The sequence below is a fragment of the Paenibacillus sp. FSL H7-0690 genome, assembly GCF_037980415.1.
Lineage (GTDB): Bacteria > Bacillota > Bacilli > Paenibacillales > Paenibacillaceae > Paenibacillus_AQ > Paenibacillus_AQ odorifer.
Map to the genome: position 1 here is coordinate 1,332,189 of NZ_CP150281.1, position 25,286 is coordinate 1,357,474.

Consider the following 25,286-nt stretch of genomic DNA (forward strand, 5'->3'; position numbering starts at 1 on the left):
CACCTTTTTCTGGATAAAATCGCACATCGTTTTGTAAGCGTTCCCAAACTAATATGAAAAGGAAGTCCATATTAATTAGAGGGGGCACATGTATGAAACGAATCAGGTCCGCAATGGCGGGTCTGCTCGCGCTGCTGCTGATTTTTTCAAGCTTGCCTGTAATGGGAACCGGTAGTGGTTCCGTGGGAGCAGAAGGGGTTGGAGGAACAGGCGCTGAGCAAATTCCATCAGGTACGGTACTCATCAAGAATAAGTGGAAAAACAACTTTTTATATGAGACATCCGCAGGAATCGTGCGTTATGGCATGACCAATCCAGCCGATGCTTCAGCGCATTGGACGGTTGAGACGGTGAACGGGCTGTCACGAATCAAGAATGTGAAGACAGGCCATTACATTACAATGGCTGGTAACAACGGCAAAGAGGATTCACTTAAGGCGGCAGAACACCAAGGTTCAGGAAGTGTTGCGGATCAGTGGCTAATTGATACTTCCAATCGCAATGGATACATGATCATCCGAAGTGCGACTGTGCCAGAGGGGAAGTTGGTTATCCACGAGGAGAATCAGCTTGGTTATGCGCAAGTAAGCTCGGATATCAATGTTACGTTTGAGAGTCCGCAGTGGGCTTTTATAGATCTAAATGCAGCACCTGTACGGCTAGAGAGTCGTCTCCGCCCCGGTCAGGTAATGTATGAAAGTGAAGGGAATGTTCTTTACGGTAAACTGCCTGTCAGCAATGAAGCGGCCCAGTGGTATCTTGAATCAGGGACGGATGACGGAACAGTAATGATTCGCAACCGTGCGACAGGTCATTATATTAAGCAAAATGAAGTGACCTGGGCTGGGGTTTTTTCGCAGGAAGTCGATATGGATCACGTGAAGCTAAGTGAATGGGTCCAAGAGCATGCACCAGGCCCTGATGGGACGGGCTTCATTACCCTTCGTAACAGTGGTTTAACTGAAGAGGGGAGTCCATTATGGCTAAATCCACAATTCAGCGATGACAATAATGTGCGATCTAACAGCTGGCCGGGTTCAGCCTCTAATCCAAGCGCGCAGTGGAGAATCGTGCCTATTTCCGAATTACAGCCTGTACGACTGGCAACTTATACGGATGCACAAGTGGCTACAGATTTCTTATATGAATCCGCAAACGGCGAGCTTAAGCATGGAATTATTGCGCCAGATGCCGCTAACACCTCTGACTATCTATGGTATATAGAAGATTATGACGGTAATAAGCGTATCCGTAATGCGGCAACCGATCATTATGTTTCTTATAGTGAAGGTACTGCCAAGGCCTTGCAGATTAGTGGAAGTCAGCCGTCGGATCAATGGATTTTTAATGATTCCGATGATTATGATGATTACCAGACGCTTCAGAATCTCGAAAGCACAGGCATTTATTTGTCTACATTGGGTGGAGAACATGCGGGTGCGATTGGGGATGCGACTTCTTTGAGCGCTCAGTGGCAGCTTTTAGATCCTAACACACCGACTGACGGCACCGTGCCCTATTACCGGATTCAGAATGGCTGGAAGTCATTTTATTGGTATGAGAGTGTTGATGGTCTTTTAAAATATGGAAATATGCAGAAGGACGGCTCCGATCAGTGGCTCGTGGAGAAATATAACGGCCGCAAGCTGTTCAAAAACAAGAAAACAGGCCATTACATGAACACGATGAATATGCCAAATGGCCACCTTCAGGTCACAGAGCTTCCAGACAGAAATCATGTGGAACGAGAATACATCTGGACAGGCAAAAATGTTGGGAACAACACCTACGTAATCAGTAGCGTTCTCGACAAGGAACCTAATAAAATCCCAGAGAAGTATATTTCACTTCAAAACCTCACTAAATATGCTGAGTACGGAGTGATCAATCCAGGTTGGGGCAGTCCGCAGTGGAGATTTGTTCCGGTCACCGAGAAAAAACAAGATTTGTTCCGTTTTCAGCTAGATGCTGTAAATGGAGAAGATCAATATCTTAAGGATGGTCCTTTGCTGACTTCTTCAGCCGCACTAGAGGAATTGCCAGAATCCAAGACGGTTACTGAAGCTGTCTATGCTGACCTGGAATCTGCACACTCTAACGAAAATCTTGCACCTCTAGCTGCTGAGAACGAGGATGTAACAGTAGGCCAGGCTACTTATGGTCCACTTGATTTGAATGACGATTCCTTTGTCTGGCAGTTGCAAGAAATAGCGGGCAGCAATGGATCGGTGAAGATAAAAAATAAAGGCACTGGACGTTATCTCTCCCTTGAGCATATAGGTGGGGCTGTAGATGAGATTGATCCTAAAGTTAGCGTTCAAACTTTGCAAACAGTGTACGATGTATGGGCCAGCATTAAGTGGAAGGTTGATATGCAACCGTCCGGTGTGACTACCATTATGAGCTCATGGGCTGGTCACTATATCTATGGTGCGCCGGATGATAACGGCAACCCAATTCTCCGAATCAGTAAAGCTGCAGATACAGCGGAAAAAAGCAGTGCACATTTTACTGCTGAAGCGGTTGAAGCGATTGCTCCGCCACTGCCTGATTACCCTGTAAGATTCAAGAATGCAAGCAGCGGAGAGTATTTATACGAAAATGAGCATGGGGTTGTTCTGTACGGGCAGCCGTCAGCAGACAATGGATTTTCGCACTGGAATGTATCTGTGCAGGAGGGTAAACAGACGATCACCAACCGGGCAACAGGTCATTTTTTAACGCTGAATGGTGATTATTCATATTTGGAGAGCAGTAGTACAGATCCTGCTGTAGACGGAGCATCCGCCTGGGAAGTAAGCTTGGCTTCCGATTATACACATTACACCATTCGTAGTCTCTTTGGAGAATACGACGATGAATTAATAAATATTGCCAATAAGACAGGATATGCTGAACGTGCGCTTTTGCTAGAAAGTGAGGGTACGGCACTATGGACACTTGAGGCGGCTCCACAGGAGTTTACTACTCCATCTGGAGAACTGCGCAATAACAATACAACAACTCCAGTTCAAAATGATACCAACATCATAACCATTGTACCGAAAGGCATGGCTGGTAAAGTATTGGCCGAAAAAGAGGGGGCTGTCCTATATGCAGATGCTTCCGATATGGCGGCTCAATCCCAGTGGCTGGTCCAGGAGATAAACGGACGCAAACGGATTATGAATGTTCAGACACAACATTATCTTTCGCTCAATGAATCGGGCCAAGTGGTCTTGTTAGCTGCTGGAGATACAGAAAGATCCCAATGGAAGCTGGAAGAGAAGTTAGGTTATGCTCTTCTGCTAAGTGCGAACGGAACAGGTCTTCTTTCTCACAGCACATCGGCTGTTCAGCTTGGTTCTGCTGCAAATGGAACTGATAGTGAGCTCTGGAGCTTCTTACCTATCCCTGCTGATGCAATTTATGCAGGAGGAGAAGCATTCAAAGGGGAACGTGTTATACGGTTTGCAGTCAACGCCCAGCAGGCTGGGGAATACGATGCTGTTATTCGATACAAAAATACCGCTGCTGCCGCAACGGATCTGGCACTAGAGGTGAATGGATTAAACGAAGGGGGCAAGGTTAGTCTTGGCAAGTCTGCCTCTTGGAAGACTGTAGCGGTAAAATTGCAGCTTCGTGCAGGCATCAACACGGTTTCTCTAAGCAGTGACAACGTGGATTGGAGTAAAGTAACCCTTGATAGCCTGACCGTAAAAAACAGCGTTAACAAAACATACCGTGGAGCAACGGTTCCATATATCAGCTATGAAGCTGAGGATGCGGCAACAAACGGAACGCTGATTGGCTCGTCGCGGAAATATCTCAGCATGGCTTCCGAGGCTTCTGGACGACAAGCGGTGGCCTTGAAGAATACGGGAGATTATCTAGAGTTCAAGCTTGCAGAATCAGCTAACTCCATCGTTCTTCGATATTCTATTCCTGATAGTCCAGATGGGGCTGGTGCGGAAGAAACCTTGACTCTATATGTGGATGGAATTAAGAAGCAGCTTAAGCTGACATCCAAATATGCTTGGGAATATGGCAGCTACCCATGGTCAAATGACCCTCGCCAAGGCAGTGGACACCGCTTCTTTGACGAAATCCATGCTCTGATTGGTGATGCTCCTGCCGGAGCAACTATTCGCTTAGAGAAGGGAACAGGAGACAACGCAGCTTCTTACGTCATTGACCTGGTGGATATGGAGCAGGTTGCCCCTGAGTTGGCTCGCCCGGACGGATTTATTTCCGTAACGGATTTTGGAGCGGCAGCGAATGATGAGGGAGATGATACCGCAGCCTTCAAGGCAGCCCTTGCCGAAGCGAATGCGACAGGTAAAGGTGTGTGGTTCCCGGCGGGTACCTTTAATGTCGGTGAGGGTCTGCTGGATCTGGATACCGCTGAAATACGTGGTGCCGGCATGTGGTATACGGTTCTGAATGGAGCTAAGTTTTATGGTCACGGCGGTAAGGTTGGTGTTTACGATCTGATGATTGAAGGCGGCATTAACGAACGGGATGATGAAGCGATCACCAACGCTTTCCATGGTGCTTTTGGCCAAGGTTCGATTATACAGAACGTTTGGATAGAACATACCAAAGCAGGCTTGTGGTTAACTCAGCCGATGGGTGAAAAGGCGCGTACGAATGGTCTGTACATGGCAGGTCTGCGGATCCGCAATCTTATGGCAGACGGGATTAACTTTGCCGTAGGGACTGGCAACAGCATGATGGAACAAAGTGACATCCGCTATCCAGGGGATGATGGAATCGCAATGTGGTCGTTTACAGACGGCAAGTTGACGGATGTGAATGGTACGGAACGTACACCGAGCTATAACAACACGGCACGTTTTAATACGGTATCCTTGCCTTGGTTAGCGGATAACATTGTAGTCTTTGGGGGGAAAGATAACAAAGTCCAGGACAACGTGGTAAAAGACACTGTGACTAATGGAGCCGGGATTGCAGTGTCCACCCGTTTCACCGCCGAGCCATTCCAAGGAACAACGATTGTGGAGCGAAATACCTTGCTTAGAACTGGCAGCTACGATTCCGGTTACGGCGTGAATCTGGGTGCGTTATGGCTTTATGCTGGTGAGAGTGATCTGAAAGGAAAAGTACTCATTCGCAACAATACAGCACTGGACAGCACTTATTCGGGGCTGATTGCTCAAGGTGATCTAGAGGGAGATACTCTCACTTCCATTGATGGAGTAGTGATGACGAATAATGTATTAGATGGCGCAGGTACAAGCGGTATAGAAGTTACGAAAAATCTGAAAGGGAGTCTGTTGGTCGACAACATGATTATTCGTGGCGAACGGATGAACCTACTGACCAATGCCTCTCCTGACTTAAGCATTAAAGAACAAAATCAAGGAATAGCCTCAGCCATTAAACCGTTCTCTATCAAACTAGCAGATGGACAGAGCGGGCCTGTGGTATTAGAGCAGGGTAAGTCAGCTAAGCTTAAGGTACTAGATAAAGAAGGCAGAGATCTTACCGCACAAGCTACTCTAAATATTATGAGCAATGAGATTGCTACATTTACCAACGACAGTCTTAATGGAATTAAAGCGGGTATCACAGACTTCACGGTAACTGTGGGCAACGATAAGAGGGGATATACAATTGAGGTGCTATCACCTGGCGGGACAGATCCTGTAGACCCGATCAATCCTGTGGATCCAACAAGTACTCCTAGTCCGACGAGTACTCCAGAACCAACAAGTACTCCTGGTCCAACAGACCCTACAGGGTCAGTGAACCCTGTTCAACCCGGCACACCGACGGCTACACCAGCACCTACGCCAGCAGCTAATCATGATGCGCAGCTAAAAGCTAAGGCGACTGCAGGGCAGGCTGTTATCGAGATTTCAGCTAACGGTGACGGCACAGCCCGGTTTAGTGCAGATGCTTTACGTAAGGCGGCGGCACTTAGCCCCAAAGCTGTGCTTGTTATTGAAAGTGGAGGGATGAGCTACCGCTTCCCGTTAGAGCTTGTGGAGAGTGTGCTCAAAGCCGCACAAATGCCGGCAGGCACACTGGAGTTCAATGTAAATTCGCTAAGCGGAAAAGGATTGGAACAACTGCTTGCCAAAGCTAAGCAGCAAGGCTTTACTGTGCAAGGAACACCGGCTAATTTCACTCTAAAGGTAACGGATGGAAAAACCTCTGTAGCAGCAAGCGGGTTCGGTACCACTTATGTAGATCGTACATTTATGCTTAAGGAGGCGCTGGATGCGAAGACAGGTGTAGTCCTTATTTACGATGAACAGACGGGTTCCTTCCGTTATGTACCTGCATTGTATGAGCTCGTTAATGGGATGACCAAGGTTACGGTTAAGAGCAGTATTGCGAGCGGTGTATTTGTCGCTGCGCTGCACCCTGTGACTTTTGGAGATATTTCCACACATTGGGCGAGAAATGAGATTGAGAGACTTGCCAGCCGACTGATCTTGACCGGACAATCCACAGATACCTTTGCACCTCAGAAATCTGTCAGTCGTGCCGAGTTCGCAGCTATGCTGATTCGATCGTTAGGTCTTGTAGCTGCGAACACGACGAAGACCTTCAGTGATGTGTCCGATTTATCTTGGTATGCAGCGGACGCCAGAGCTGCTGCAGCCTTAGGACTGGTTCAAGGCTATGAGGATGGAACCTTCCGTCCGAACGCCCCTATTACACGGGAGCAAATGGCTGTTATGGCAGCCAGAGCAATGAAGCTGCTGAATCTAGAAGCTGAAGGATCTAGAGCAATCGTTGCTACAGATGTTTTCAGAGACGCTTCAACTATTTCCTCATGGGCTAAAGAAGCAGTGTCTGACCTGGTTGCAAAAGGTATTATGAAAGGTCAACCATCAGGCAGCTTTGCACCTAGCAGTGATACTAGCCGTGCAGAAGCCGCCGTAATTCTTGTACGGTTGCTTAGAGCAGCTGAATTATTGAATTAACTACCGCGGTAGAAGCTACAATATGGCATAAGTAAAAGGACAGCAGAGCAGCGATCCTCCGGTTATTGGAGGATCGCTGCTCTGCGTTTTTGACGATGGCTGGCCTGCTATAAAAGCTTATGAGCAAGCGAAAGCTCATTGACTTTGAGTAACCCAATCACTTGCATAAACACCAACATCGACACCTGCACCAACACCAACATCGCCGAGCTATCATTGGCTGAGGCTTACGGACCCCAATGACGCTATTGGCAAGTTATTAGCCTTTTGGGCAGGGTTTCGGACTCAAGTGACGCTATTCGTTCGAAAGAGGCTCATATTTGGTGTTTTTCGTGCCAATAGAGGCAATGGGGTCCGATAGTATGCCAAATATGCGATTATGCTGAGTTTAAGGTCAACTGGGTCCGATAGTAGCTTCATATCCGATTCCGATGCAGCCTTATTTCAGCTTTCCCATCGATAGATTGACTCTGTAATTTCCGAACTTCAGCAGTTCGTCGAGAAAACTATTCAACTCCTCTTGGCTTCCGGTACGAACACGTATCCAGTAGCAGCCTTCTCCGCTGACCCTATGTATTTCTTTTACACTATCATGCTGCTTTGCGAATGTCTGAAAGGCTGGGTGAACCGTATTCGAACCCAAAAACACAGTAATAAAGGCATGAATAGTCTCCCCAACCTTATCCGGATTCCAGCGTACCGTGTAGCCTTCAATCACTCCGGTGTCCTGCATTTTGCGAATACGTGCGCCCACAGCCTGACCGGTCATATGCACTTGCTGCCCAATATCTTTGTGACTGATCGTGGAATCTTCAATTAGAAGCTGCAGGATGCGAAAATCCACATCATCTATAAAATAAGAACTCATTATTATCTAAAATCCTTTCTGCGTGAAAGTAGAACAGGCCAATCTTTTTCCAATCTCAATGTATTCTGTTTCAAGGTCCAACTATAATTAATTGTAGCAGAAGATATCTGAAAGAAAGAAGGGCTTCCGATGAAAATACAGCATATTCGCAACGCGACCCTATGGCTAGAGTATGGTGGCAGTACATTTTTAATTGATCCTATGTTGAGTGAACAGGGTGCTAATCCACCTATTTTTAATACTGACAATGATCGCCGCAATCCGCTCGTTCCTTTACCGGGAGCCGTAGAACAATGGCTGAGTCCTAATGCAATTCTTGTCACACATCTTCATCAGGATCATTGGGATGCTGCTGCCATTTCTTTGTTGCCGCATGATCTACCACTATTATGTCAGGAAGGAGATGGAGATAAATTAGCGAAGCAGGGGTTTGAGCATACCACGGAAATTAGCGGTTCTCTGACGTTTAATGGAATAACTATAACACGTACTGATGGACGGCATGGCACTGGAGTGACTGGTAAACTTATGGGTAAGGTATCCGGGTTTGTGTTTCAGGCGGAAGGCGAACCTGTTCTATATGTGGCTGGGGATACGATTTGGTGTGATAAGGTGAAAATGGCATTGGATGTTTTTAAACCTGAGGTGACCGTTGTGAATGCTGGTGGTGCGCAGTTTTTAAGCGGATGCCATATTACAATGAATGAGCAGGATGTCGTAGACCTATGTGAATATGCTCCTTCTACTAAAGTGATTGCTGTGCACATGGACGCCATTAACCATTGTTTGGTTACCCGAGATAAGCTAAAAGCTCATTTAGAGAAGGAATCGTTGGGGGATCGGGTACAGCTTTCGCAGGATGGAGAATGGTGTAGTCTATAGACGGAGAGGGATGGAAATCTCTTTAAAAAATCTAGCAAGCGGCCGAATAATAGCATAAATTTGAAAACGATCACAAAAATTATTTTGCCCGCTTGACTAGACCTTGAAATCATGATAAATTAATTCATGTTCACTTGTAATGTTCCCTGATAGCTCAGTTGGTAGAGCACTCGACTGTTAATCGAGTTGTCACAGGTTCGAGTCCTGTTCGGGGAGCCATTTTCATGGAGAGATACCCAAGTGGCTATAAGGGGACCCTCTGCTAAGGGGTTAGACTGCGTAAGCGGTGCGTGGGTTCGAATCCCACTCTCTCCGTTCTGAATTACATAAGAAGAGCTTCCATTCTGGGAGCTCTTTTTTTGTTGTGTAAATTTATTTTTCGGTTGCTATATGCGATTCTGAGAACGGTGAATTCAATATTTTGGAAGGGGAATGGAGTGGAGGGATCGAATGTTTATTTGATAAGTGTGAAGAGTTTAAAGGAGGAGCATGAAAACTATAAATCAAATACAAACAAAACCGTCAAGCCGATATGACAGTTTTGATCCGGATCAAGAGGGAAATAAAAATACTATTTTTGCCGACATAATAATTGATGATAGGTCTCTTTACCAAATGTTAAAAAAATATGATAGGGTTCCTTCGCTCGGGTGGGGTAGTGAAGAGCATCAAAGGAAAATGATTAATTATTTTTTGTTAAACGAAATGCATGAATATTTGTACTACAGGTACCCAATATTAGTCTGTCCCTGGTGTGGCGATGAAGAATGTGGCTTTATATCCGTATTTATTGAGAGAGAAGAGGATCTTATTATATGGAGAGATTTCAAACTGGAACCCAGCAATAAAGCTATTGATGTTGGGCCTTTTTATTTTAAATGGGATGAGTACGAGAAAGTTATAAAAGAGACATTATAAACATTTCTGCTCGTTGCTATTGCTCTGTGTTTGCCAAGATGGGATCTCATTGATGAGAATCCGTGAATATAAGGAGTACGTTACATGAACAAAGATGAGTACTTTAAAAATCTAGCAGAAATAATTACAGACCAAATATACATTGGAGCATCAGAATCTGATATTCAAAAAGAAATTGAGACAAATATGTGGAGAATTACAATTCAACCTGACTTGGTGAAAGAAAATTTAATTGATGATTTCGACAATTTTATAAATAAAGTAATTGAAAATAGACAAGAACAGATTTATAGATCAAATTCAGCTAATGGTATGATCTTTTACCTGTGGTTTGATCTAATGGCTAGCCAGTTGAGATTCAACTTAATATCAGATGTAAACAAAGAACTACCATTTGCTTGCTCGATTCAATATACGGGAGATAAAAGAGAAGTTTTAGAAGATTTTATAAATTCACCGTTACATAATGGCCTACCAATAGAAGGATATGATGATAGTTTTGTAGAGAAAGAATTTGTATTAACAATCTATAAAAAACATTTAATAATATATTAGTTTATATCAAGGAAGACGGAAAACCATATAAGTCAAAGGAGTGGAATCAAAATGGAACTGTTTAAGCAGATCCCCTTGTACAGATTTTTGGCATTATGCAATGAAAGTGGTATGGAAAAAAACATATTAGACTGCGGGGCGGGAGGGGATTCACCTCCACTAAGTTTGTTTGCAAACTATGGATACAGTACATACGGTATTGAGATGAATGACGAACAAATTAAAAGAGCTAGTCAGTTCGCAACTGAAAGAGGACAGAATCTAAATATACAACAAGGCGACATGAGACAGTTGGCACTAAGTGATGAGTCGATGAGTTTTGTGTATTCATATAACTCTATTTTTCATATGAGAAAACAAGATGTGAAAAAAGCGATAAATGAAATGAAACGCGTTCTAAAACCTAATGGATTATTATTTGTAAATTTTTTAACTCTAAAGGATTTTAGAGTCGGCGATGGAGTTGATTTGGGGGATAATCAGTTTGAACAAATAGAAGACGATGAATTCGTAATACACTCTTATTATGATTATCATGAGGCGGATTCTATGTTTGATGATTTGCAGTTAATATACAAAGAAGATCGAGTACTGGAAAGAAAGTTTGAAGGCGAATGGATACGACAAGGATTTATCGATTACATATATAGAAAATAGCTGGATGCTGAAGAACATATTAGTAGCTCCGAAAAAGCTAGATAGCTGCGAACAATACGTTCACGCCGTGGACCACGAGGTGTTGGTTCGATAAAGGTAAAGGTTTGAAGAAGAGTTAGCTAGGTGGACAACCCCGCGAGTCTAATGCTAGCGACTGTTTCCTAGGTAATAAGTCGGAAATAAATAAGGTTATTTTTATATGTTTCGATGAAGCGAACTATGAACTATATAGGAATGAATTAAAGAGATTTTGTTAGAATTTTGATGTTTACCAGAAAAGGAGATGTGCCAATGAATAACAGATCAGATTTGCTAAATCAGTTTAAGGAATGGAATGGATTTGTTCTAGAAATTATTGATTTAGATTGGAAAACACCCATCGCTGAAGGAAAATGGACCATTCATGATGTTGTTAGTCATATTTTGTTATGGGATAAATACTTCTATGAATCGACGATCGAACCGATAGCATACGATAAAGCGATAACACTTCAACTTATTGATTTCGATCAATTCAATAATGATGCTGTTACATATGGTAAAACAAAAACCAAAGACGAATTAATAGAATTGACTGTGAAGTATCGTAACTTAATATTAGATTGTATAAGTAGTCTTGAGGAGGGAAAATACTCAGGCAAATATGTGGACGGAAGGTTTTCCTTTGAGTCCTATTTAAAGGATTTTATATCGCATGACCTACATCATATGATGCAGATTAAAGAATTAAACAAGAAAATGATGAGTAATTGACTCGTGACGGAAGTGCAAAGAATGGAGCTGACCACCCTAATTAGCTTTCTCTCACTCGATTATTGTGTGGGATAGAGCTTTTTTTTTGCGCAAAAATAGAGAAACAACTTGACCAGTAACTCATAATAAACTCGAAAAACACATATCCAAAGAGACAAATGTTATATTATTTATCATTAAATGCAATCTGTAGGTAAAATTAAAGACTCCCCCTCTGAAAATCAAACTTTAAAAATCTCCATAATTCTCCTGTTTTCTTCTCTTTACCCACTTTTTATTTCTATACATCCCAAATCATTAACTCAATGCGTTATGTAATATAACATTAAATATTGAATATTATAGTAAAAACCACAAATTTTACTGACGTATGTATAGTACTGTGTTAATATAAGTGACATAAAACAATGAAAATGAATGTAAGCTAAAGAAAGGTGTTTTTAAAAATAAATATGGGGATTGGGGGACGGCGATGGAGTATTTCATTCAACAGTTAATTAACGGGATTTCTGTAGGGAGCATCTATGCTCTGATCGCACTAGGGTACACCATGGTTTACGGGATTATTAAATTGATCAATTTCGCCCATGGGGATGTGTTTATGGTTGGGTCGTTTATTGGATTGTTCAGTGCCAGGTACTTGGCTTCAGCAGGGCTTCCTCCGATACTGGTCTTACTTATCTCATTGGTGATTTCTATGACAATCAGTGCGTTGCTGGGGATGTCAATCGAACGGCTAGCATACAAACCTCTACGAAAAGCTTCACGAATCGCTGTGTTGATTACTGCAATTGGCGTTTCTTTTTTGCTGGAATACAGCGGTGTGTTTGTGCTTGGTCCTCAGGCTAAAGGATTTCCGGAGATTCTTAATAAGCAGCAATACAACTTGTTTGGTTCCTCGATTCAGGTGGACTCCAATCAAATCATGATCTTGGGGACGACGGTTATTTTGATGATCATCCTTCAGTATATTGTGCACCGAACAAAGATTGGTAAAGCGATGCGGGCCGTTTCTTTTGATATGGAAGCAGCACGGTTGATGGGGATTAATGTAGATCGGACCATTTCAGCCACCTTCGCTATAGGATCTGCACTTGCGGCAGCAGCAGGCGTTATTTTCGGAATGACTTATAATTCAGTGGATCCGATGATGGGGGTGCTTCCGGGTCTTAAAGCTTTTGTGGCTGCCGTTCTAGGTGGCATTGGCAGTATTCCTGGTGCTCTGGTAGGGGGACTTCTGCTGGGCACAGTTGAGACAGAGGTTTCTTCTCTGGGATACTCTTCATGGCGTGATGGTGTGGCATTTGCTGTACTCATCCTAATCCTTATCTTTAAACCATCCGGGCTATTTGGTAAAAATGTCCGCGAGAAAGTGTAGGGAGATGCCTATGAAGAAGATAAACAAGTCATTTTGGATAGGCATTGTCTTTTCTGTCATGCTATATATCGTCATTCAAGTTCTTCTAACAACGGGAATATTTGATGATGTCATGGAGTCTACGCTAATTCTAATTTGTATAAACGTCATGCTGGCGGTGTCTTTGAATCTGATTAATGGGATAACGGGGCAATTCTCAATCGGGCATGCTGGATTTATGTCTATTGGTGCTTATGTTTCTTCCATTTTAACTTTGAACTTTGAGATGCCATTCGTGCTGGCGCTAGTAATCTCTGGACTGGTTGCTGCATTTTTCGGTGTACTTATCGGGATTCCGACCTTGCGGCTGAATGGAGACTATCTGGCGATTGCTACGCTGGGATTTGGTGAGATTATCCGGATTGTCCTGCTCAATACAGAATATGTGGGCGGAGCTTCAGGCCTAAGCGGCATCCCTAATCAAACGACTTGGACGATTATGTTTCTGTTCACATTGGTCACGATTGTTGTGATCAATAACTTTATACGTTCCACTCACGGCCGGGCTTGTATAGCGATTCGGGAGAATGAAATTGCTGCTGAAGCGATGGGGATTAATACAACCTTGTACAAAGTCATTGCTTTTTCCCTTGGAGCATTATTTGCGGGAATAGCTGGTGGTCTCTCTGCTCATAAGTTCTACGTCATCAATCCTGGCAGCTTTAATTTTCTGAAATCATTCGAAATTCTAGTCATGGTAGTGTTAGGTGGGCTAGGAAGTACAAGCGGGGCCATCGTGGGTGCGATTGTACTGACGGTGCTCTTCACGGTGCTTCAGGAATATCCGGAGCTGCGGATGATTATTTACTCGGCGATTCTAATTCTGATGATGATTTTTCGGCCTAAAGGGCTGCTTGGCAGCACGGGTTTTTCTTTCTTGAAATGGTCTAAAAAGGAGGTCAAGCCAAGTGACAGCATCAACAGTGGAAGTGCTTCTTGATGTTCAACACGCAAGTCGTGCATTTGGCGGGCTTAAGGCGCTTAACGAGGTATCTCTCCATATTAATAAAGGCGAGTTGATTGGGCTCATCGGACCTAATGGCGCGGGAAAAACAACCCTTTTTAACTTGCTGACAGGTGTATACCCGCCTTCCAGTGGCGATATTATCCTCAGCCATCAGGCAGTAGGCGGGATGAAGCCTTATCGGATTAACCGAAAAGGGGCAGCGCGGACATTTCAGAATATCCGTCTATTTACTTCTATGACGGTGCTGGATAACGTTAAGATCGCATTTCACCAGCATGCCAGACATTCGATGTTCACTTCCATGCTCCGTCTGCCTAAGCATTTTGTAGAAGAAAACGAAATTACGCAAAAGGCTATGGATATTCTCAAAATATTTAATCTTGCCGATCAATGTGATGAATGTGCCGGGAATCTTAGCTATGGAAATCAAAGGCGTTTGGAAATTGCGCGCGCGCTTGCAGCAGGACCTAAGCTTTTGCTATTGGATGAACCAGCCGCAGGGATGAACCCGAATGAAACTCGGGAACTAATGAATCTTATTGCCTGGATCCGTGAAGAGTTTGAGCTGACGATCCTGCTTATCGAGCACGATATGTCCCTGGTTATGGGGGTGTGTGACCGGATTTATGTGCTGGATCGCGGAATGTTGATTGCTGAAGGTACGCCCGTTGAAATACGGAATCATCCCAAAGTCATAGAAGCCTATTTGGGACAGGAGGCGTAGTGGACCATGCTTAGCGTACAGGGGATCAATGTATATTATGGGGCTATTCATGCCTTGAAGGATTTAAGTATGAATGTAAAAGAAGGCGAGATTGTAACTCTAATCGGCGCAAATGGAGCAGGCAAGTCCACGTTGCTTAAGACGCTTTCGGGACTGCTGAAACCCAAAACAGGCAGTATAGATTTCATGGATAAATCTATTACGAATCAGAGTGTTCAGTCTATTGTAAAACAGGGGCTTATTCATTGTCCGGAAGGCAGGCGTGTATTTGCTAATATGTCTGTGGAAGAAAATCTGGAGCTAGGAGCTTTTTTACAGGATTCAGGCAGCTTAGCTGCTGATTTTGCCAAGGTTTACTCCACCTTCCCGCGTCTTTTAGAAAGAAAAAAACAGCTTGCCGGCACATTATCCGGCGGGGAGCAGCAGATGCTTGCTATGGGGCGCGCGATGATGGGGCATCCCAAGCTTTTATTATTAGATGAACCCTCGATGGGGCTTGCTCCATTGCTCGTTCAGGATATTTTTCGGATCATCCAGGAAGTAAATGCCTCTGGAACAACAGTACTTCTTGTAGAACAAAATGCCCATCAGGCGCTTAAAATTGCTCATCGGGCTTACGTTCTTGAGACGGGCAGAGTGGTGCTTGAGGGAGATGCCAAGGAATTGGCAGATTCGGAAGAGATCAGAATGGCTTATCTGGGACATTAATTCATCGGTTAGTTCACAACAGTATCACAGAAAGAACCTATAAATTATTTATTTTGGGAGGCTGGAAGAGGATGAAGAAAATCGGGGCCATATTGCTGACTGCGTTACTGGCTGGTGGATTGCTGGCAGGCTGTGGGAACAAGACAGACAACACTACTGCTGAAGGTGGGAATGCTGGTGGAGGGACCATCAAGATTGGAGCAGACCTTGAGCTTACAGGCGGCCAGGCTTCCTTCGGTGATTCTGCACTCAAAGGGGCAAAGCTGGCGGTAAAAGAAATTAATGACGCAGGTGGAATACTCGGCAAAAAACTTGAGCTGATTGAAGCGGATAATGCTTCCAAGTCGGAAGAGGCGACACGCGCAGCGCAAAAGCTAATTACTACCAATAAAGTTGTAGCTATTATAGGTGCAACTACATCTACGAATACACTCGGGATTGTTCCCGTTGCTCAAGAAAAAGGCATCCCGCTGGTTAGCTCCTCAGCCACCAATCCCAAAGTAACAGTTGATGAACGTACTGGAGATTTGAACGAATGGGTATTCCGGGCCTCTTTTATTGATCCTTTCCAAGGTGAAGTAATGGCTAACTTTGCTAAGGATACACTTAAAGCAAAGACGGCTGTTATTTATACGGATGCTTCAAGCGATTATTCCAAAGGGCTGCAGACCTTCTTTAAAGCAACGTTTACTAAGAACGGTGGCTCAATCTTAAGCGAAGAATCCTATCAACAAAAAGATTCTGATTTTAAAGCCGTATTAACACGTATTAAAGAAGCTAATCCCGATGTTATTTATCTTCCAGGCTATTATGAGGAGGTCGGCAAAATCGTAAAGCAAGCTCGCGAAATGGGGATCACCGTTCCGTTTATGGGCGGGGATGGCTGGGATTCACCTCAGCTGGCTGAGATTGCCGGAGCGGATGCCCTAAACAATACGTTTATGTCCAATCACTATTCACCTGAAGATAGCTCGCCAGAAGTAAAATCGTTCGTAGATGCCTTCAAGGCTGCTAACGGTGATCTTGTTCCAGATGGGATGGCTGCGCTTGGATATGATGCTGTGAAACTAGTGGCAGACGCGATTACACGTGCGGATTCCACAGAACCTGAGAAGCTGAAGGATGCACTGGCGGGGACAAAGGATTTACAACTGGCCACGGGTAAAATCACAATGAATGAAACGCATGACCCGGTAAAAGCAGCTGTGGTGCTAAAGTTTGTAGATGGGGTACAAACCTTTGAGGCAAAAGTAAACCCATAAGCGTTGTGATTAGAGGCGCGTACCTTTATTGGTGCGCGTTTCTTTTAGTTTAAACTTTTTTTTAAAAAAGGCTTGTCAAAATTCTTATGGTTTGATATACTCATTTTTGTTGTGACAAGAAAATAACTTGTAAAGCATGGCCCGTTGGTCAAGGGGTTAAGACACCTCCCTTTCACGGAGGTAACATGGGTTCGAATCCCATACGGGTCATATTATGCGGTAGTGGTGGAATGGCAGACACGCTATCTTGAGGGGGTAGTGGGTGTATACCCGTGGAGGTTCGAGTCCTCTCTACCGCATACAAATAAAAAGTAAGAAACCCTTTGTTCGCAGAGGATTTCTTACTTTTTTTTATAAGATTAGAAGTGAAATTCAGTGACGTCAGGTCATCTCTTAAAAGCCCCAGCATACTGGGGATAGAGCTGTCTTATGCAGTCTGGGCAGATATCATGAGTGAATTGCAAAGAAAGCTGATGCTTTAAGAAATGTTCAATGGTGATCCATTCATCCTTGGGATTACGAATACATTTACAGGAAGCACAGATTGGGATTAGCTCAAAAGATGATGGTAAGGTTGAACGGAGGTTTATGATCTCCGGATGAAGAGGTTCTTCTTTATAGGGGCCCACATCATATAGTGAAATTATAAAAGTGGCTTCTGGGTGCGGATCTGAGAGAAATGGGTAGATCTCCAAACGGAAGATTCGTTTCCCTTTATTAGCGGTTTGTATGGAGAATTCGGAAGTATAAACCTGATGCTCTCTGCGGAGTATATATTTCACTGATTCATAAAGCTTGGCCCATTGATCGGGATCGACAATCACATCTTGCATGAGCTCTGAGTAATACGCGCCAATCCATTTCTTATTAGTAGAAAGACCATATTCATGACTAAAGGCCTTCCACCTGCTGTTGGTGAACTGGATAATCCCATGACTGTTGATTACCACCGCATTGTGCGGTAAAGCTTCAAGTGAATGGATAATGGAAGATGATAAGCATTTTGACAAAAGTCACCGCTCCCTCCTAGAGATCATTCAGGATGATAAGTTAACAAAGGGGGCCAGACGGTATTCTACAGATACTTGTCACCTGAGTCGCCTCTTATCGTCACTCCAGCCATATGATATAATCGGATAATACATAACAATACTAATTATATACTTTTTTACGTTATTTTGCAATAGGCAATTACGTAAATAAGTAATTTATTTTTAGATGGAGGGCGATTCACCGATGCAGACCATATACGAACGTATAGAATACCTGATTAAGCAGAAAGGTTTGACCAAAAAATCATTCTGTGAGCAGTTAAATATCAGCACAGGTAATATGGGAGATTGGAAGCGGGGGAAGACTACTCCAGGAACACATAAGCTGATTGAGATCGGTGATTTTTTTCATGTTAGTCTGGACTGGCTCATTCTCGGCAAAGATACACCGGATACTGTACGAGAGAGCGGCGTAGACTATGATTTGAGTGATGTTCAGCTATCGGAAAGCCGAGTAGATGAATTACTTCCAGCAGAAAAGAATTTTATCAAGGAATATATAGCTTTTGCTGAATATCGTAAACAGAAAATGGTCGACGAAGAATCTTAAAATCTGCATCTTTACTTTTGAGAAAAGTACATTTATAATAATGAATGTTGACCTCAAACAAATTTATGTTCTATGTTTTACACACCGCGCGGTAGTGGTGGAATGGCAGACACGCTATCTTGAGGGGGTAGTGGGTGTATACCCGTGGAGGTTCGAGTCCTCTCTACCGCATACAGAATGAAGAAAGAGGCCTTGCGATGCAAGGCTTCTTTTTTTGTTCAATCCTCAATCACACAACCTACTTCTTTACAAGCGGCACGCATAGATTGGCTTCGAATCCTTCATCATCCGGACCGGACTTTTCCGTGTATTGGATGTAAAAGACTCCATCAGGGTTGAACTTATAACCGGAATCCGGCAGCCATTCATTATGTATATAATTCCAGGTATGTTGAAAAGCCAACTGAGGGAATCCTTTTGCAGTAAATATAGCATAGGTAGACGCAGGAAGTTTCTTATGAACAAGGCCTTCAGGGATACAATCTAACTGCTCGACTTCAACACAAAGGAAAAAATCAATATCCCATGCGGTATGCTCCCACAGTTTAGGCACGGATGTACGGTTCTGAAATAGACCGAGATAACAACCGCTGCTTTGAACTTTTGTGGGTATAGCATCAAATTTTGCATCAATATCCAGCTCGCCAAAAACATATTCCCAAAGATTCGCATATGGCTCCCCGGATGAGTTTACATTTGTCCAGCCAATAACATTTAGTTCGGGTATATCAAGCAGTTGAACAGTCACCGATTGTCCCTCCCAGCAAAAATATTTCAACAATATTATAAAATATTCCAAGAGATTAAAGGGTGCTGATATATAGCGATATTATGACGTTCTTTCTAGTTAAAAAGGATACTTTACCGCATAACAACAGGGGGCTGTGTGATGTGGTGAGTATCCTTTTTCTAATGAATTATTTTAAAAGCTTGGAGATATCGGATTCGATCTGCTGTGGAGTGGTTTTAGGAGCAAACCGTTTTAGAACACGGCCATCTTGGTCAACCAGAAACTTCGTAAAGTTCCATTTCACGCTTTTTGAGCCTAAGACACCAGGGGCTTCTTTGGATAAGTATTTGAATAATGGATGTGCTTCATCGCCTTTTACGTCAATCTTCTCGAACATAGGGAAGGTTACCCCATAATTAATCTCGCAGTATTCCGCAATTTCATCACTTTCGCCAGGCTCTTGTCCAGCAAATTGATTGCTTGGAAATCCTAAAACTTCGAACCCGCGGTCCTTGAATTTCTCGTACACTTCCTGAAGACCTTTATACTGGGGAGTAAATCCACATTTGCTGGCAGTATTCACAACCAGGAGTACTTTACCCTTGTACTTTGACAATGATTCCTCTTCACCCTTAAGAGTGTTGACCTCAAAATCATAAATACTCATGGATGACACCTCCATAGCTAATTTAAGTTTTTAACAATTTAATTGTACACTATTTATGGTCTGGAGCCAAATAAGAAAGTATTATGAATCATTCCTCATCATCGTTTCAAATCATACCTGTTGTTTAAAGTATAAAGTATGAGCATGACCAATACAGCTTGATGAAGGAGAAGATGACTCATGAAAGCATTATACACAGCAACTACAACAGTCCATGGCGGTCGTGAAGGCTCCATTGAATCCTCGGATGGCGTGTTAAAGCATAATCTAAGCATGCCTAAAGAGCTTGGAGGGCCGGGAGGTTCCGGTACCAATCCAGAGCAACTATTCTCGGCTGGTTATGGAGCGTGTTACGAGAGTGCACTAGCGAATATCGCCCGTAAAGAGGGCGTGAAACTCCATGACGTGGAGGTCACTTGTAATGTGTCCATTGGGAAGGATGACAGCGATGGAGGCTTTAGACTTGCTGTGAGAATGGATGTGAAGCTGCCAGGGATTGAACACGACAAAGCAGAGGAACTGGCGAAGAAGGCTCACGAATTCTGTCCTTACTCCAAAGCAACCAGAGGTAATATAGAGGTTGAATTAAAGATTGTCGATTAAATGTATCTGTATATATTTTATGGAAATAATGGCTAAATAGAGACGTAAATCATAAAAGAGTAATAAATAGCTGCCGTGTTAGGCGTCTTTGGTTGACATCACCCTTAAAATTCTTTAATATGTCTAAGTATCTGAGAATGTGCCTGCGTGTGCAATTTACAACCAAAAATTTAAATAATGGGTGATGAAGATGTCTTACAGACCGAATATTACGAATGTGACCAAAGCCAGCAGCAACGATAAGGAAGGATTGTACGAGTTCATTATCAAGCTTGCTGATGGAACGGAGTGCCGCGCGTTTTATCATCGGTTTCCGGAATGGAAAATGACGAACATCAGCCGCCTGCTTAAAACTCCATGTCCAATTTGCCGCAAAGATTTCATCTGCAAATGCATGGAGGCATTCACTGCTGATTTCGAAGGGCAAATGATCGGGGATCAATGGATTGAGAAAGCAATCGCAGAATAATTAAAGAACGGCACTTGATGGCGCGGGAGGTTATCCCGCGTTTTTGTTTACCCAAAAAAGCAGAAATTTACGCCTTTAAGACAGAGGGGGAGCCATGAACGAGGAACTGAACCTTACGAAAGATAAGTCTATCGTGTTGATAGACGGAGTGTGTCATCTTTGCCAGGGGGTAGTTCGTTTCATTATCCCACGTGACCCCGACGCTAAATTTCTATTCGCACCTTTACAGAATGAGATTGCGGCAAAGCTAATGAAAGAGTCCGGACTTCAGCCTGGACAATTAAACACGGTGATTTTACTAGAGAACGGAGTGTATTATACAGAGTCGGCCGCTGTGCTAAGAATTGCCCGTAAATTGAGATTTCCTTGGCCTGTCACATACGTGTTCATCTTAGTACCACGCCCATTGCGCAATGCCCTTTATCGGTATGTAGCTAAGAACCGCTATCGTTGGTTCGGACGTGATGAGCAGTGTATGCTCCCTACCCCAGAGATCAAACGGAGATTTTTGTAAACCATAATCTGGGAGAATGTTATAATGAAACTATAAATGGGTACAGTTTTTTCATATTATCACTAGGGGTGAACGAATAGTGAAACGGAAAGGGCTTCTGCTTTGTATAGTCATGTTGTTATCTTTAAGTATGATCGGTACGGCCTCAGCTGCCCCCAAGCTTCGCATTATGGTGAACAATTCAAGTGTGGATGTTGGTGTGCAAATCGTGTCGGGGAAGACGCTGGTTCCGCTGAAGGCTTTTGAAAGATTCAAGAATACTTCTATTCAATGGGATGCCAATACCAAGCAAGCTACGATTGCTAGAGATTCTATGAAGATTAAGCTTACGGTTGGCTCACGGACGGCTTGGAAGAACTCGGAGGCTGTACAACTGGATGTATCGGCCAAAATAGTGGATGGAAGAGTAGCGGTACCCCTGCGGTTTATTGCGGAGGCTCTTGGAGCGAGAGTAACAGTAGATGCTGCTTCGAATACAGTCTGGGTTCAGGAACGGGCCAATGCTAAACTTGTGCAGAATTATAATAGTAATGACTTAGTTGTTTCCCGCATAGCTGCTCTGCAATTCCCGGTTGAAGAAAGAGAACCCTCCAAATTGACGGGTGATAATGAAGTATTGTCTATGACGTATTATTTTCCTGAAGGCAGATCTGATGGTTATTTTATATTGTATGGACATTTCGTAAAGTATTATGAGATCAAGGATAATATTGTAAAGGTAGTTTGGGAAGCTGATCTGGATATGTCCAAAGAGGCTACAAATAAAGATTTTACCGCGATATTCGGTTACCCAGTTGCGAAGGAATATGGTAAAGCACCTGTTCTAGCTCCATCCTATGCCTCTTTTTATACGAGTGTTTGGGGAAGTCAGATTATTTATGGAATGGTTAATGCGGATGGAACTACTAAAGTTTCAGGACAGTCTCTGTACTGGGGGAATAATGAACCTTTTGTCGTAGCTATTCCCGGAGAGACTAAGCTTTAAGCAATATATAAGTCATATAAATATGGAGATGAATGATGAACAAGGGGAAGCCTAAAGGTTTTATGCGTTTTGATTGGCCTTATCATTTTGTAACTATGCCGCTAGCGCTGATTATATTTGTATGGTCGGGAATTTATGTCGTTCAGGTGTTACGTGATGATGGTGCTCTAACAGTGCCCTTGCTATTATTTGGTTTATCTCTATGCTTATTATTTGCGATTACTCGAATTCGAATTTATGCCACAAAAAATCAGGATCGAGTAGTGAGGGTAGAGGAGCAGTTCCGGTATTTCCGATTGACAGGTGAAGTATTAAATCCAGAGCTTGAATTAGCTCAGATTATTGCGCTTCGGTATGCAGGAGATGAAGAGTTTCCGGCACTATGTCAGCGGGCGGTGAAGGAAAAGCTTAGTCCTGCCGATATCCGGTCTGCCATCAAGAATTGGCGTGAAGATACGATGAGAGTCTAAAAACCACTTGATGTGCGAAAAAACTTATTGCTGCCTTCTTATATATATGCTACTATAGCTGTAAATTAAAGGGATAGTAACGGAAGCACCGTTCAATGTACCGTATCCACGGTTATTGTCGGTGCTTTTTTGCTGTCTTTTTTTTGACAATATTTATGAATTTCTTGCGAAAGGAGAGAGGTTTTATGGCGGCAAGGATTGTACTCGCAGTGCGTGAAAGCCAATATATCGAACCATTGCTACACTATCTTCATCATAGTGAGTATGGAGAAATGCTGCGAATCACGGCTTTTAGTCGGCTGGATGCTTTTATCGATTTTATGAGGGGAGAGGATATGCCGGATGCTGTTGTAGGTGACGTTACTTTTATCGAGGCTTGGCTTGTGGAGGGAAGAACTAAGGTGCCTTGGGCAGTTTTGAGTGAGGAGGGAGCTTATCTTAGCAGGGGTTCTAAAAGCCTGGCTGGAGGCATCATGATTGCGAAATATCAGGCACTGCCTTCTCTGCTGGGAGCATTTATTCAACTATGTGAAGTGAAACGAGCTAGAGGTTCCTCTGTATTAGATGAACCGCTGCTGCTCGGTATCGTCTCCTCAAGCGGGAACACGGGCAAAACCACAGTAGCTATGAATATGGCTAAGCAGCTAGGTGAATTGGGGCTTTCGGTCTTTTATTTGAATCTTGAAAGTGTGGACAGCAGTGGATTATTTTTACGGCCCCCTGCAGGAAATACGCCTGGACTAGAGCGGCTCCTTTATGAAATCAAAGCCAGCCGGGATAAGGGTGGAGCCGATACGATTGATTTGGGGCAATACGTGATTAGGTATGATCACCTTCGAAGTGCTGCTTTTAGGCCAATTATTAATGTAAAAGAAATGCTGCAGATGACTACGCAGGATACGCTAGATTTGTTGGCGCTGTTGGTTGCGGAAAGAAATTTTGACGTAGTTATAATAGATACCGGCAGTATTGAAGAAGAACGTGCCAAAGCTGTGTTACATAAATGCGGAATTCTATTGTGGGTAGTTAGAAATGACGAGGTAAGCATTCATAAGACCATGAGATGGCTATCCCATTGCAATGCTCCTAATTCTGGTATGCCCAGCCAAGTGATGGACAAAAGTAGATTTGCCGTGAATTTTGCCGCAGAGGGTTTAGAGGTGTGGGCACCTCCGGAAGGAATTACCGTTGAAGGTGTACTTCCGTATATCCCATCTTGGACGCTGCAGCACCGTGAGGAGCTTTTTCTGAACTCACCACAATTCCAAAAGGAGATCTTACAGCTGTGCAAGCAGATTATAGAACCGTCGCTTCCGCAAGTATTCACTGGTAAGGGTTTACATGAATGAGGAAATGTTTAAGGCACTTCGCAGTGACATCCGGGCAGGATTAGATGTTACTTCTGCAGTTGGAAATCGTGAACTCACCCAATATATTGAAAGGACAATTTTGGACAGCGAAAATCTGCGTTATTTAACAGCACAGGAGAAACATGAGCTCGTGAAGAGATTGTTCGATTCTTTTCGAGGATTGGATGTACTCCAGCCCTTAGTGGATAATCCGGCGATCACTGAGATTATGATTAACAGCCATACTGAGATTTTTGTAGAAGAGGAGGGGCAGATTCGTCGTCTCCATTTGGAATTTGAGTCCAGCAGCAGGTTGGAGGATATTATCCAAACGGTTGTATCCGGTGTGAACCGGGTTGTAAATGATTCTTCTCCTATCGTTGATGCTCGGCTAAAAGACGGATCGCGTGTAAATATCGTGCTTCCGCCGGTAGCTCTGAAAGGCCCGGCGATGACCATTCGGAAATTTCCTGAAACACCGATGACGATGCAGGATTTAGTCCGTCGTGAAGCCTTAAGCTTGGAAGCTGCAGAGCTGCTGCAAATTTTAGTGGCTGCTAAATACAATATTTTTATTAGTGGCGGGACAGGCTCTGGAAAGACTACTTTTCTTAATGCATTATCTCAGTATATCCCCCCACAGGAGAGGGTCATTACGATAGAGGATTCCGCTGAACTGCAGATTGTAACCGTGCCGAACCTTGTTTCACTGGAGACCAGGAATGCTAACACGGAAGGTAGAGGGGAGATTTCCATCCGAGATTTGATTCGTTCTTCTCTGCGAATGCGCCCTAACCGGATTGTTGTGGGGGAGGTACGGGGAGCGGAATGTCTCGATATGCTGCAGGCTATGAACACCGGGCACGATGGAAGCTTGTCTTCCGGCCATAGTAACAGCGCACACGATATGGTCAGTCGACTGGAGACGATGGTGCTAAGTGCTGCGGAGCTTCCGGTAGCTGTTGTTCGCCAGCAAATTTCATCGGCAATTGATATCTTCGTACACTTATCACGTCTCCGTGATCGTTCCAGGCGGGTGATGGAGATCAGTGAGGTTGCGGGGTTGAAAGACGGGGAAGTGATCTTGAATCCCTTATATGAATTTCAAGAAGCTGGTGAACGAGAGGGAAGGGTGCAAGGGGGGCTGCTTCCCTGTGGTAACCCATTGTTGCATACAACGAAACTTAGGATGGCTGGTGTAAACTCCTATCCATTGGCTCAATAGAGATTCAAAATTCCAGAAGGGGG

Annotated in this window: 23 protein-coding genes and 5 tRNA genes; 24 read left to right on the forward strand and 4 right to left on the reverse strand. The window is 43.7% G+C overall.

Features of this window, described 5'->3' with window-relative positions:
• Positions 1–92: 92 nt before the first annotated feature.
• Positions 93–6,938: an S-layer homology domain-containing protein gene (locus tag MHI32_RS05885; RefSeq protein WP_340012017.1), complete on the forward strand. Its 6,846-nt coding sequence runs from the start codon at positions 93–95 to the stop codon at positions 6,936–6,938.
• A 439-nt stretch (positions 6,939–7,377) separates the two neighbouring features.
• Here MHI32_RS05885 and MHI32_RS05890 read toward each other — a convergent pair whose 3' ends face one another.
• Positions 7,378–7,806, reverse strand: coding sequence for an Lrp/AsnC family transcriptional regulator (locus tag MHI32_RS05890; RefSeq protein ID WP_076277914.1), 429 nt, complete (start codon positions 7,804–7,806; stop codon positions 7,378–7,380).
• Positions 7,807–7,935: 129 nt separating this feature from the next.
• Here MHI32_RS05890 and MHI32_RS05895 point away from each other — a divergent pair, with 129 nt between their 5' ends.
• The 14 genes from MHI32_RS05895 (at position 7,936) to MHI32_RS05960 (ending at position 16,948) form a co-directional block, all read left to right on the forward strand.
• Positions 7,936–8,688 carry an MBL fold metallo-hydrolase gene (locus tag MHI32_RS05895; protein WP_340012018.1) on the forward strand — a complete coding sequence of 251 codons (753 nt, stop codon included), beginning with the start codon at positions 7,936–7,938 and terminating at the stop codon, positions 8,686–8,688.
• Between the two features lie 143 nt (positions 8,689–8,831).
• Positions 8,832–8,907 (forward strand) — tRNA-Asn (locus MHI32_RS05900).
• Positions 8,908–8,914: 7 nt separating this feature from the next.
• Positions 8,915–9,003, forward strand: a tRNA-Ser gene (locus tag MHI32_RS05905).
• A gap of 174 nt (positions 9,004–9,177) precedes the next feature.
• The gene (locus tag MHI32_RS05910; protein ID WP_340012019.1) at positions 9,178–9,606 is read left to right on the forward strand and encodes an oxidoreductase; all 429 of its coding nucleotides are present in this window, start codon (positions 9,178–9,180) and stop codon (positions 9,604–9,606) included.
• 84 nt (positions 9,607–9,690) lie between these two features.
• Positions 9,691–10,161 (forward strand): hypothetical protein, encoded by a 471-nt coding sequence (locus MHI32_RS05915; RefSeq protein ID WP_280752569.1) that lies wholly within the window; start codon positions 9,691–9,693, stop codon positions 10,159–10,161.
• 51 nt (positions 10,162–10,212) lie between these two features.
• Positions 10,213–10,818, forward strand: a complete 606-nt coding sequence (locus MHI32_RS05920; RefSeq protein ID WP_076278193.1) for a class I SAM-dependent methyltransferase — start codon at positions 10,213–10,215, stop codon at positions 10,816–10,818.
• Between the two features lie 291 nt (positions 10,819–11,109).
• Positions 11,110–11,571: a DinB family protein gene (locus MHI32_RS05925; RefSeq protein WP_076280575.1), complete on the forward strand. Its 462-nt coding sequence runs from the start codon at positions 11,110–11,112 to the stop codon at positions 11,569–11,571.
• A 472-nt stretch (positions 11,572–12,043) separates the two neighbouring features.
• Positions 12,044–12,949, forward strand: a complete 906-nt coding sequence (locus tag MHI32_RS05930) for a branched-chain amino acid ABC transporter permease (protein WP_038569087.1) — start codon at positions 12,044–12,046, stop codon at positions 12,947–12,949.
• A gap of 10 nt (positions 12,950–12,959) precedes the next feature.
• Entirely contained in the window at positions 12,960–13,928 is a 969-nt protein-coding gene (locus MHI32_RS05935; protein ID WP_076128228.1) for a branched-chain amino acid ABC transporter permease, read from the forward strand.
• Entirely contained in the window at positions 13,897–14,679 is a 783-nt protein-coding gene (locus tag MHI32_RS05940) for an ABC transporter ATP-binding protein (RefSeq protein ID WP_076309316.1), read from the forward strand. Before MHI32_RS05935 ends, MHI32_RS05940 begins: the two co-directional genes overlap by 32 nt.
• Before the next feature lie 6 nt (positions 14,680–14,685).
• Positions 14,686–15,387, forward strand: coding sequence for an ABC transporter ATP-binding protein (locus MHI32_RS05945; RefSeq protein ID WP_076106949.1), 702 nt, complete (start codon positions 14,686–14,688; stop codon positions 15,385–15,387).
• A 71-nt stretch (positions 15,388–15,458) separates the two neighbouring features.
• Positions 15,459–16,649 carry an ABC transporter substrate-binding protein gene (locus MHI32_RS05950; protein ID WP_076099058.1) on the forward strand — a complete coding sequence of 397 codons (1,191 nt, stop codon included), beginning with the start codon at positions 15,459–15,461 and terminating at the stop codon, positions 16,647–16,649.
• Positions 16,650–16,787: 138 nt separating this feature from the next.
• Positions 16,788–16,859: transfer RNA gene (locus MHI32_RS05955), tRNA-Glu, on the forward strand.
• Positions 16,860–16,865: 6 nt separating this feature from the next.
• Positions 16,866–16,948, forward strand: a tRNA-Leu gene (locus MHI32_RS05960).
• 87 nt (positions 16,949–17,035) lie between these two features.
• Here the strand turns inward: MHI32_RS05960 and MHI32_RS05965 are convergent.
• Positions 17,036–17,659 carry a hypothetical protein gene (locus MHI32_RS05965; protein ID WP_076128220.1) on the reverse strand — a complete coding sequence of 208 codons (624 nt, stop codon included), beginning with the start codon at positions 17,657–17,659 and terminating at the stop codon, positions 17,036–17,038.
• Between the two features lie 226 nt (positions 17,660–17,885).
• Between MHI32_RS05965 and MHI32_RS05970 the strand changes: the two genes are divergently transcribed.
• Together MHI32_RS05970 and MHI32_RS05975 are read left to right on the forward strand one after the other, a co-directional pair.
• A complete protein-coding gene (locus tag MHI32_RS05970) occupies positions 17,886–18,251 on the forward strand; it encodes a helix-turn-helix domain-containing protein (RefSeq protein WP_036681672.1) in 366 nt (121 codons plus the stop codon).
• Positions 18,252–18,339: 88 nt separating this feature from the next.
• A tRNA-Leu gene (locus MHI32_RS05975) sits at positions 18,340–18,422 on the forward strand.
• A 67-nt stretch (positions 18,423–18,489) separates the two neighbouring features.
• Here MHI32_RS05975 and MHI32_RS05980 read toward each other — a convergent pair.
• Both MHI32_RS05980 and MHI32_RS05985 read right to left on the reverse strand, forming a co-directional pair.
• On the reverse strand, positions 18,490–18,999 hold the full coding sequence (locus MHI32_RS05980; protein ID WP_076280058.1) for a GyrI-like domain-containing protein: 510 nt from the start codon (positions 18,997–18,999) through the stop codon (positions 18,490–18,492).
• A 169-nt stretch (positions 19,000–19,168) separates the two neighbouring features.
• Entirely contained in the window at positions 19,169–19,648 is a 480-nt protein-coding gene (locus tag MHI32_RS05985) for a glutathione peroxidase (RefSeq protein ID WP_038569095.1), read from the reverse strand.
• Between the two features lie 180 nt (positions 19,649–19,828).
• Between MHI32_RS05985 and MHI32_RS05990 the strand changes: the two genes are divergently transcribed.
• The 7 genes from MHI32_RS05990 (at position 19,829) to MHI32_RS06020 (ending at position 25,263) form a co-directional block, all read left to right on the forward strand.
• Positions 19,829–20,251: an organic hydroperoxide resistance protein gene (locus tag MHI32_RS05990; RefSeq protein ID WP_036681676.1), complete on the forward strand. Its 423-nt coding sequence runs from the start codon at positions 19,829–19,831 to the stop codon at positions 20,249–20,251.
• Between the two features lie 190 nt (positions 20,252–20,441).
• Complete coding sequence (locus MHI32_RS05995) at positions 20,442–20,720, forward strand: hypothetical protein (RefSeq protein ID WP_036681678.1); 279 nt, start codon at positions 20,442–20,444, stop codon at positions 20,718–20,720.
• A 94-nt stretch (positions 20,721–20,814) separates the two neighbouring features.
• Positions 20,815–21,234 carry a thiol-disulfide oxidoreductase DCC family protein gene (locus tag MHI32_RS06000; protein ID WP_340012020.1) on the forward strand — a complete coding sequence of 140 codons (420 nt, stop codon included), beginning with the start codon at positions 20,815–20,817 and terminating at the stop codon, positions 21,232–21,234.
• A 79-nt stretch (positions 21,235–21,313) separates the two neighbouring features.
• Positions 21,314–22,219, forward strand: a complete 906-nt coding sequence (locus MHI32_RS06005) for a copper amine oxidase N-terminal domain-containing protein (RefSeq protein ID WP_076307111.1) — start codon at positions 21,314–21,316, stop codon at positions 22,217–22,219.
• 35 nt (positions 22,220–22,254) lie between these two features.
• Entirely contained in the window at positions 22,255–22,689 is a 435-nt protein-coding gene (locus MHI32_RS06010) for a DUF6526 family protein (RefSeq protein WP_076185827.1), read from the forward strand.
• Positions 22,690–22,874: 185 nt separating this feature from the next.
• Positions 22,875–24,038: a hypothetical protein gene (locus MHI32_RS06015; RefSeq protein WP_340012021.1), complete on the forward strand. Its 1,164-nt coding sequence runs from the start codon at positions 22,875–22,877 to the stop codon at positions 24,036–24,038.
• Positions 24,031–25,263 carry a CpaF family protein gene (locus MHI32_RS06020; RefSeq protein WP_076099051.1) on the forward strand — a complete coding sequence of 411 codons (1,233 nt, stop codon included), beginning with the start codon at positions 24,031–24,033 and terminating at the stop codon, positions 25,261–25,263. Before MHI32_RS06015 ends, MHI32_RS06020 begins: the two co-directional genes overlap by 8 nt.
• Positions 25,264–25,286: the final 23 nt, after the last annotated feature.

Bases quoted from the DNA above. Each gene is read 5' to 3' on its own strand.
- MHI32_RS05885 (WP_340012017.1), top strand. From the start codon at position 93: ATGAAACGAATCAGGTCCGCAATGGCGGGTCTGCTCGCGCTGCTGCTG.
- MHI32_RS05890 (WP_076277914.1), bottom strand. From the start codon at position 7,806: ATGAGTTCTTATTTTATAGATGATGTGGATTTTCGCATCCTGCAGCTT.
- MHI32_RS05895 (WP_340012018.1), top strand. From the start codon at position 7,936: ATGAAAATACAGCATATTCGCAACGCGACCCTATGGCTAGAGTATGGT.
- MHI32_RS05910 (WP_340012019.1), top strand. From the start codon at position 9,178: ATGAAAACTATAAATCAAATACAAACAAAACCGTCAAGCCGATATGAC.
- MHI32_RS05915 (WP_280752569.1), top strand. From the start codon at position 9,691: ATGAACAAAGATGAGTACTTTAAAAATCTAGCAGAAATAATTACAGAC.
- MHI32_RS05920 (WP_076278193.1), top strand. From the start codon at position 10,213: ATGGAACTGTTTAAGCAGATCCCCTTGTACAGATTTTTGGCATTATGC.
- MHI32_RS05925 (WP_076280575.1), top strand. From the start codon at position 11,110: ATGAATAACAGATCAGATTTGCTAAATCAGTTTAAGGAATGGAATGGA.
- MHI32_RS05930 (WP_038569087.1), top strand. From the start codon at position 12,044: ATGGAGTATTTCATTCAACAGTTAATTAACGGGATTTCTGTAGGGAGC.
- MHI32_RS05935 (WP_076128228.1), top strand. From the start codon at position 12,960: ATGAAGAAGATAAACAAGTCATTTTGGATAGGCATTGTCTTTTCTGTC.
- MHI32_RS05945 (WP_076106949.1), top strand. From the start codon at position 14,686: ATGCTTAGCGTACAGGGGATCAATGTATATTATGGGGCTATTCATGCC.
- MHI32_RS05950 (WP_076099058.1), top strand. From the start codon at position 15,459: ATGAAGAAAATCGGGGCCATATTGCTGACTGCGTTACTGGCTGGTGGA.
- MHI32_RS05970 (WP_036681672.1), top strand. From the start codon at position 17,886: ATGCAGACCATATACGAACGTATAGAATACCTGATTAAGCAGAAAGGT.
- MHI32_RS05985 (WP_038569095.1), bottom strand. From the start codon at position 19,648: ATGAGTATTTATGATTTTGAGGTCAACACTCTTAAGGGTGAAGAGGAA.
- MHI32_RS05990 (WP_036681676.1), top strand. From the start codon at position 19,829: ATGAAAGCATTATACACAGCAACTACAACAGTCCATGGCGGTCGTGAA.
- MHI32_RS05995 (WP_036681678.1), top strand. From the start codon at position 20,442: ATGTCTTACAGACCGAATATTACGAATGTGACCAAAGCCAGCAGCAAC.
- MHI32_RS06000 (WP_340012020.1), top strand. From the start codon at position 20,815: ATGAACGAGGAACTGAACCTTACGAAAGATAAGTCTATCGTGTTGATA.
- MHI32_RS06010 (WP_076185827.1), top strand. From the start codon at position 22,255: ATGAACAAGGGGAAGCCTAAAGGTTTTATGCGTTTTGATTGGCCTTAT.
- MHI32_RS06015 (WP_340012021.1), top strand. From the start codon at position 22,875: ATGGCGGCAAGGATTGTACTCGCAGTGCGTGAAAGCCAATATATCGAA.
- MHI32_RS06020 (WP_076099051.1), top strand. From the start codon at position 24,031: ATGAATGAGGAAATGTTTAAGGCACTTCGCAGTGACATCCGGGCAGGA.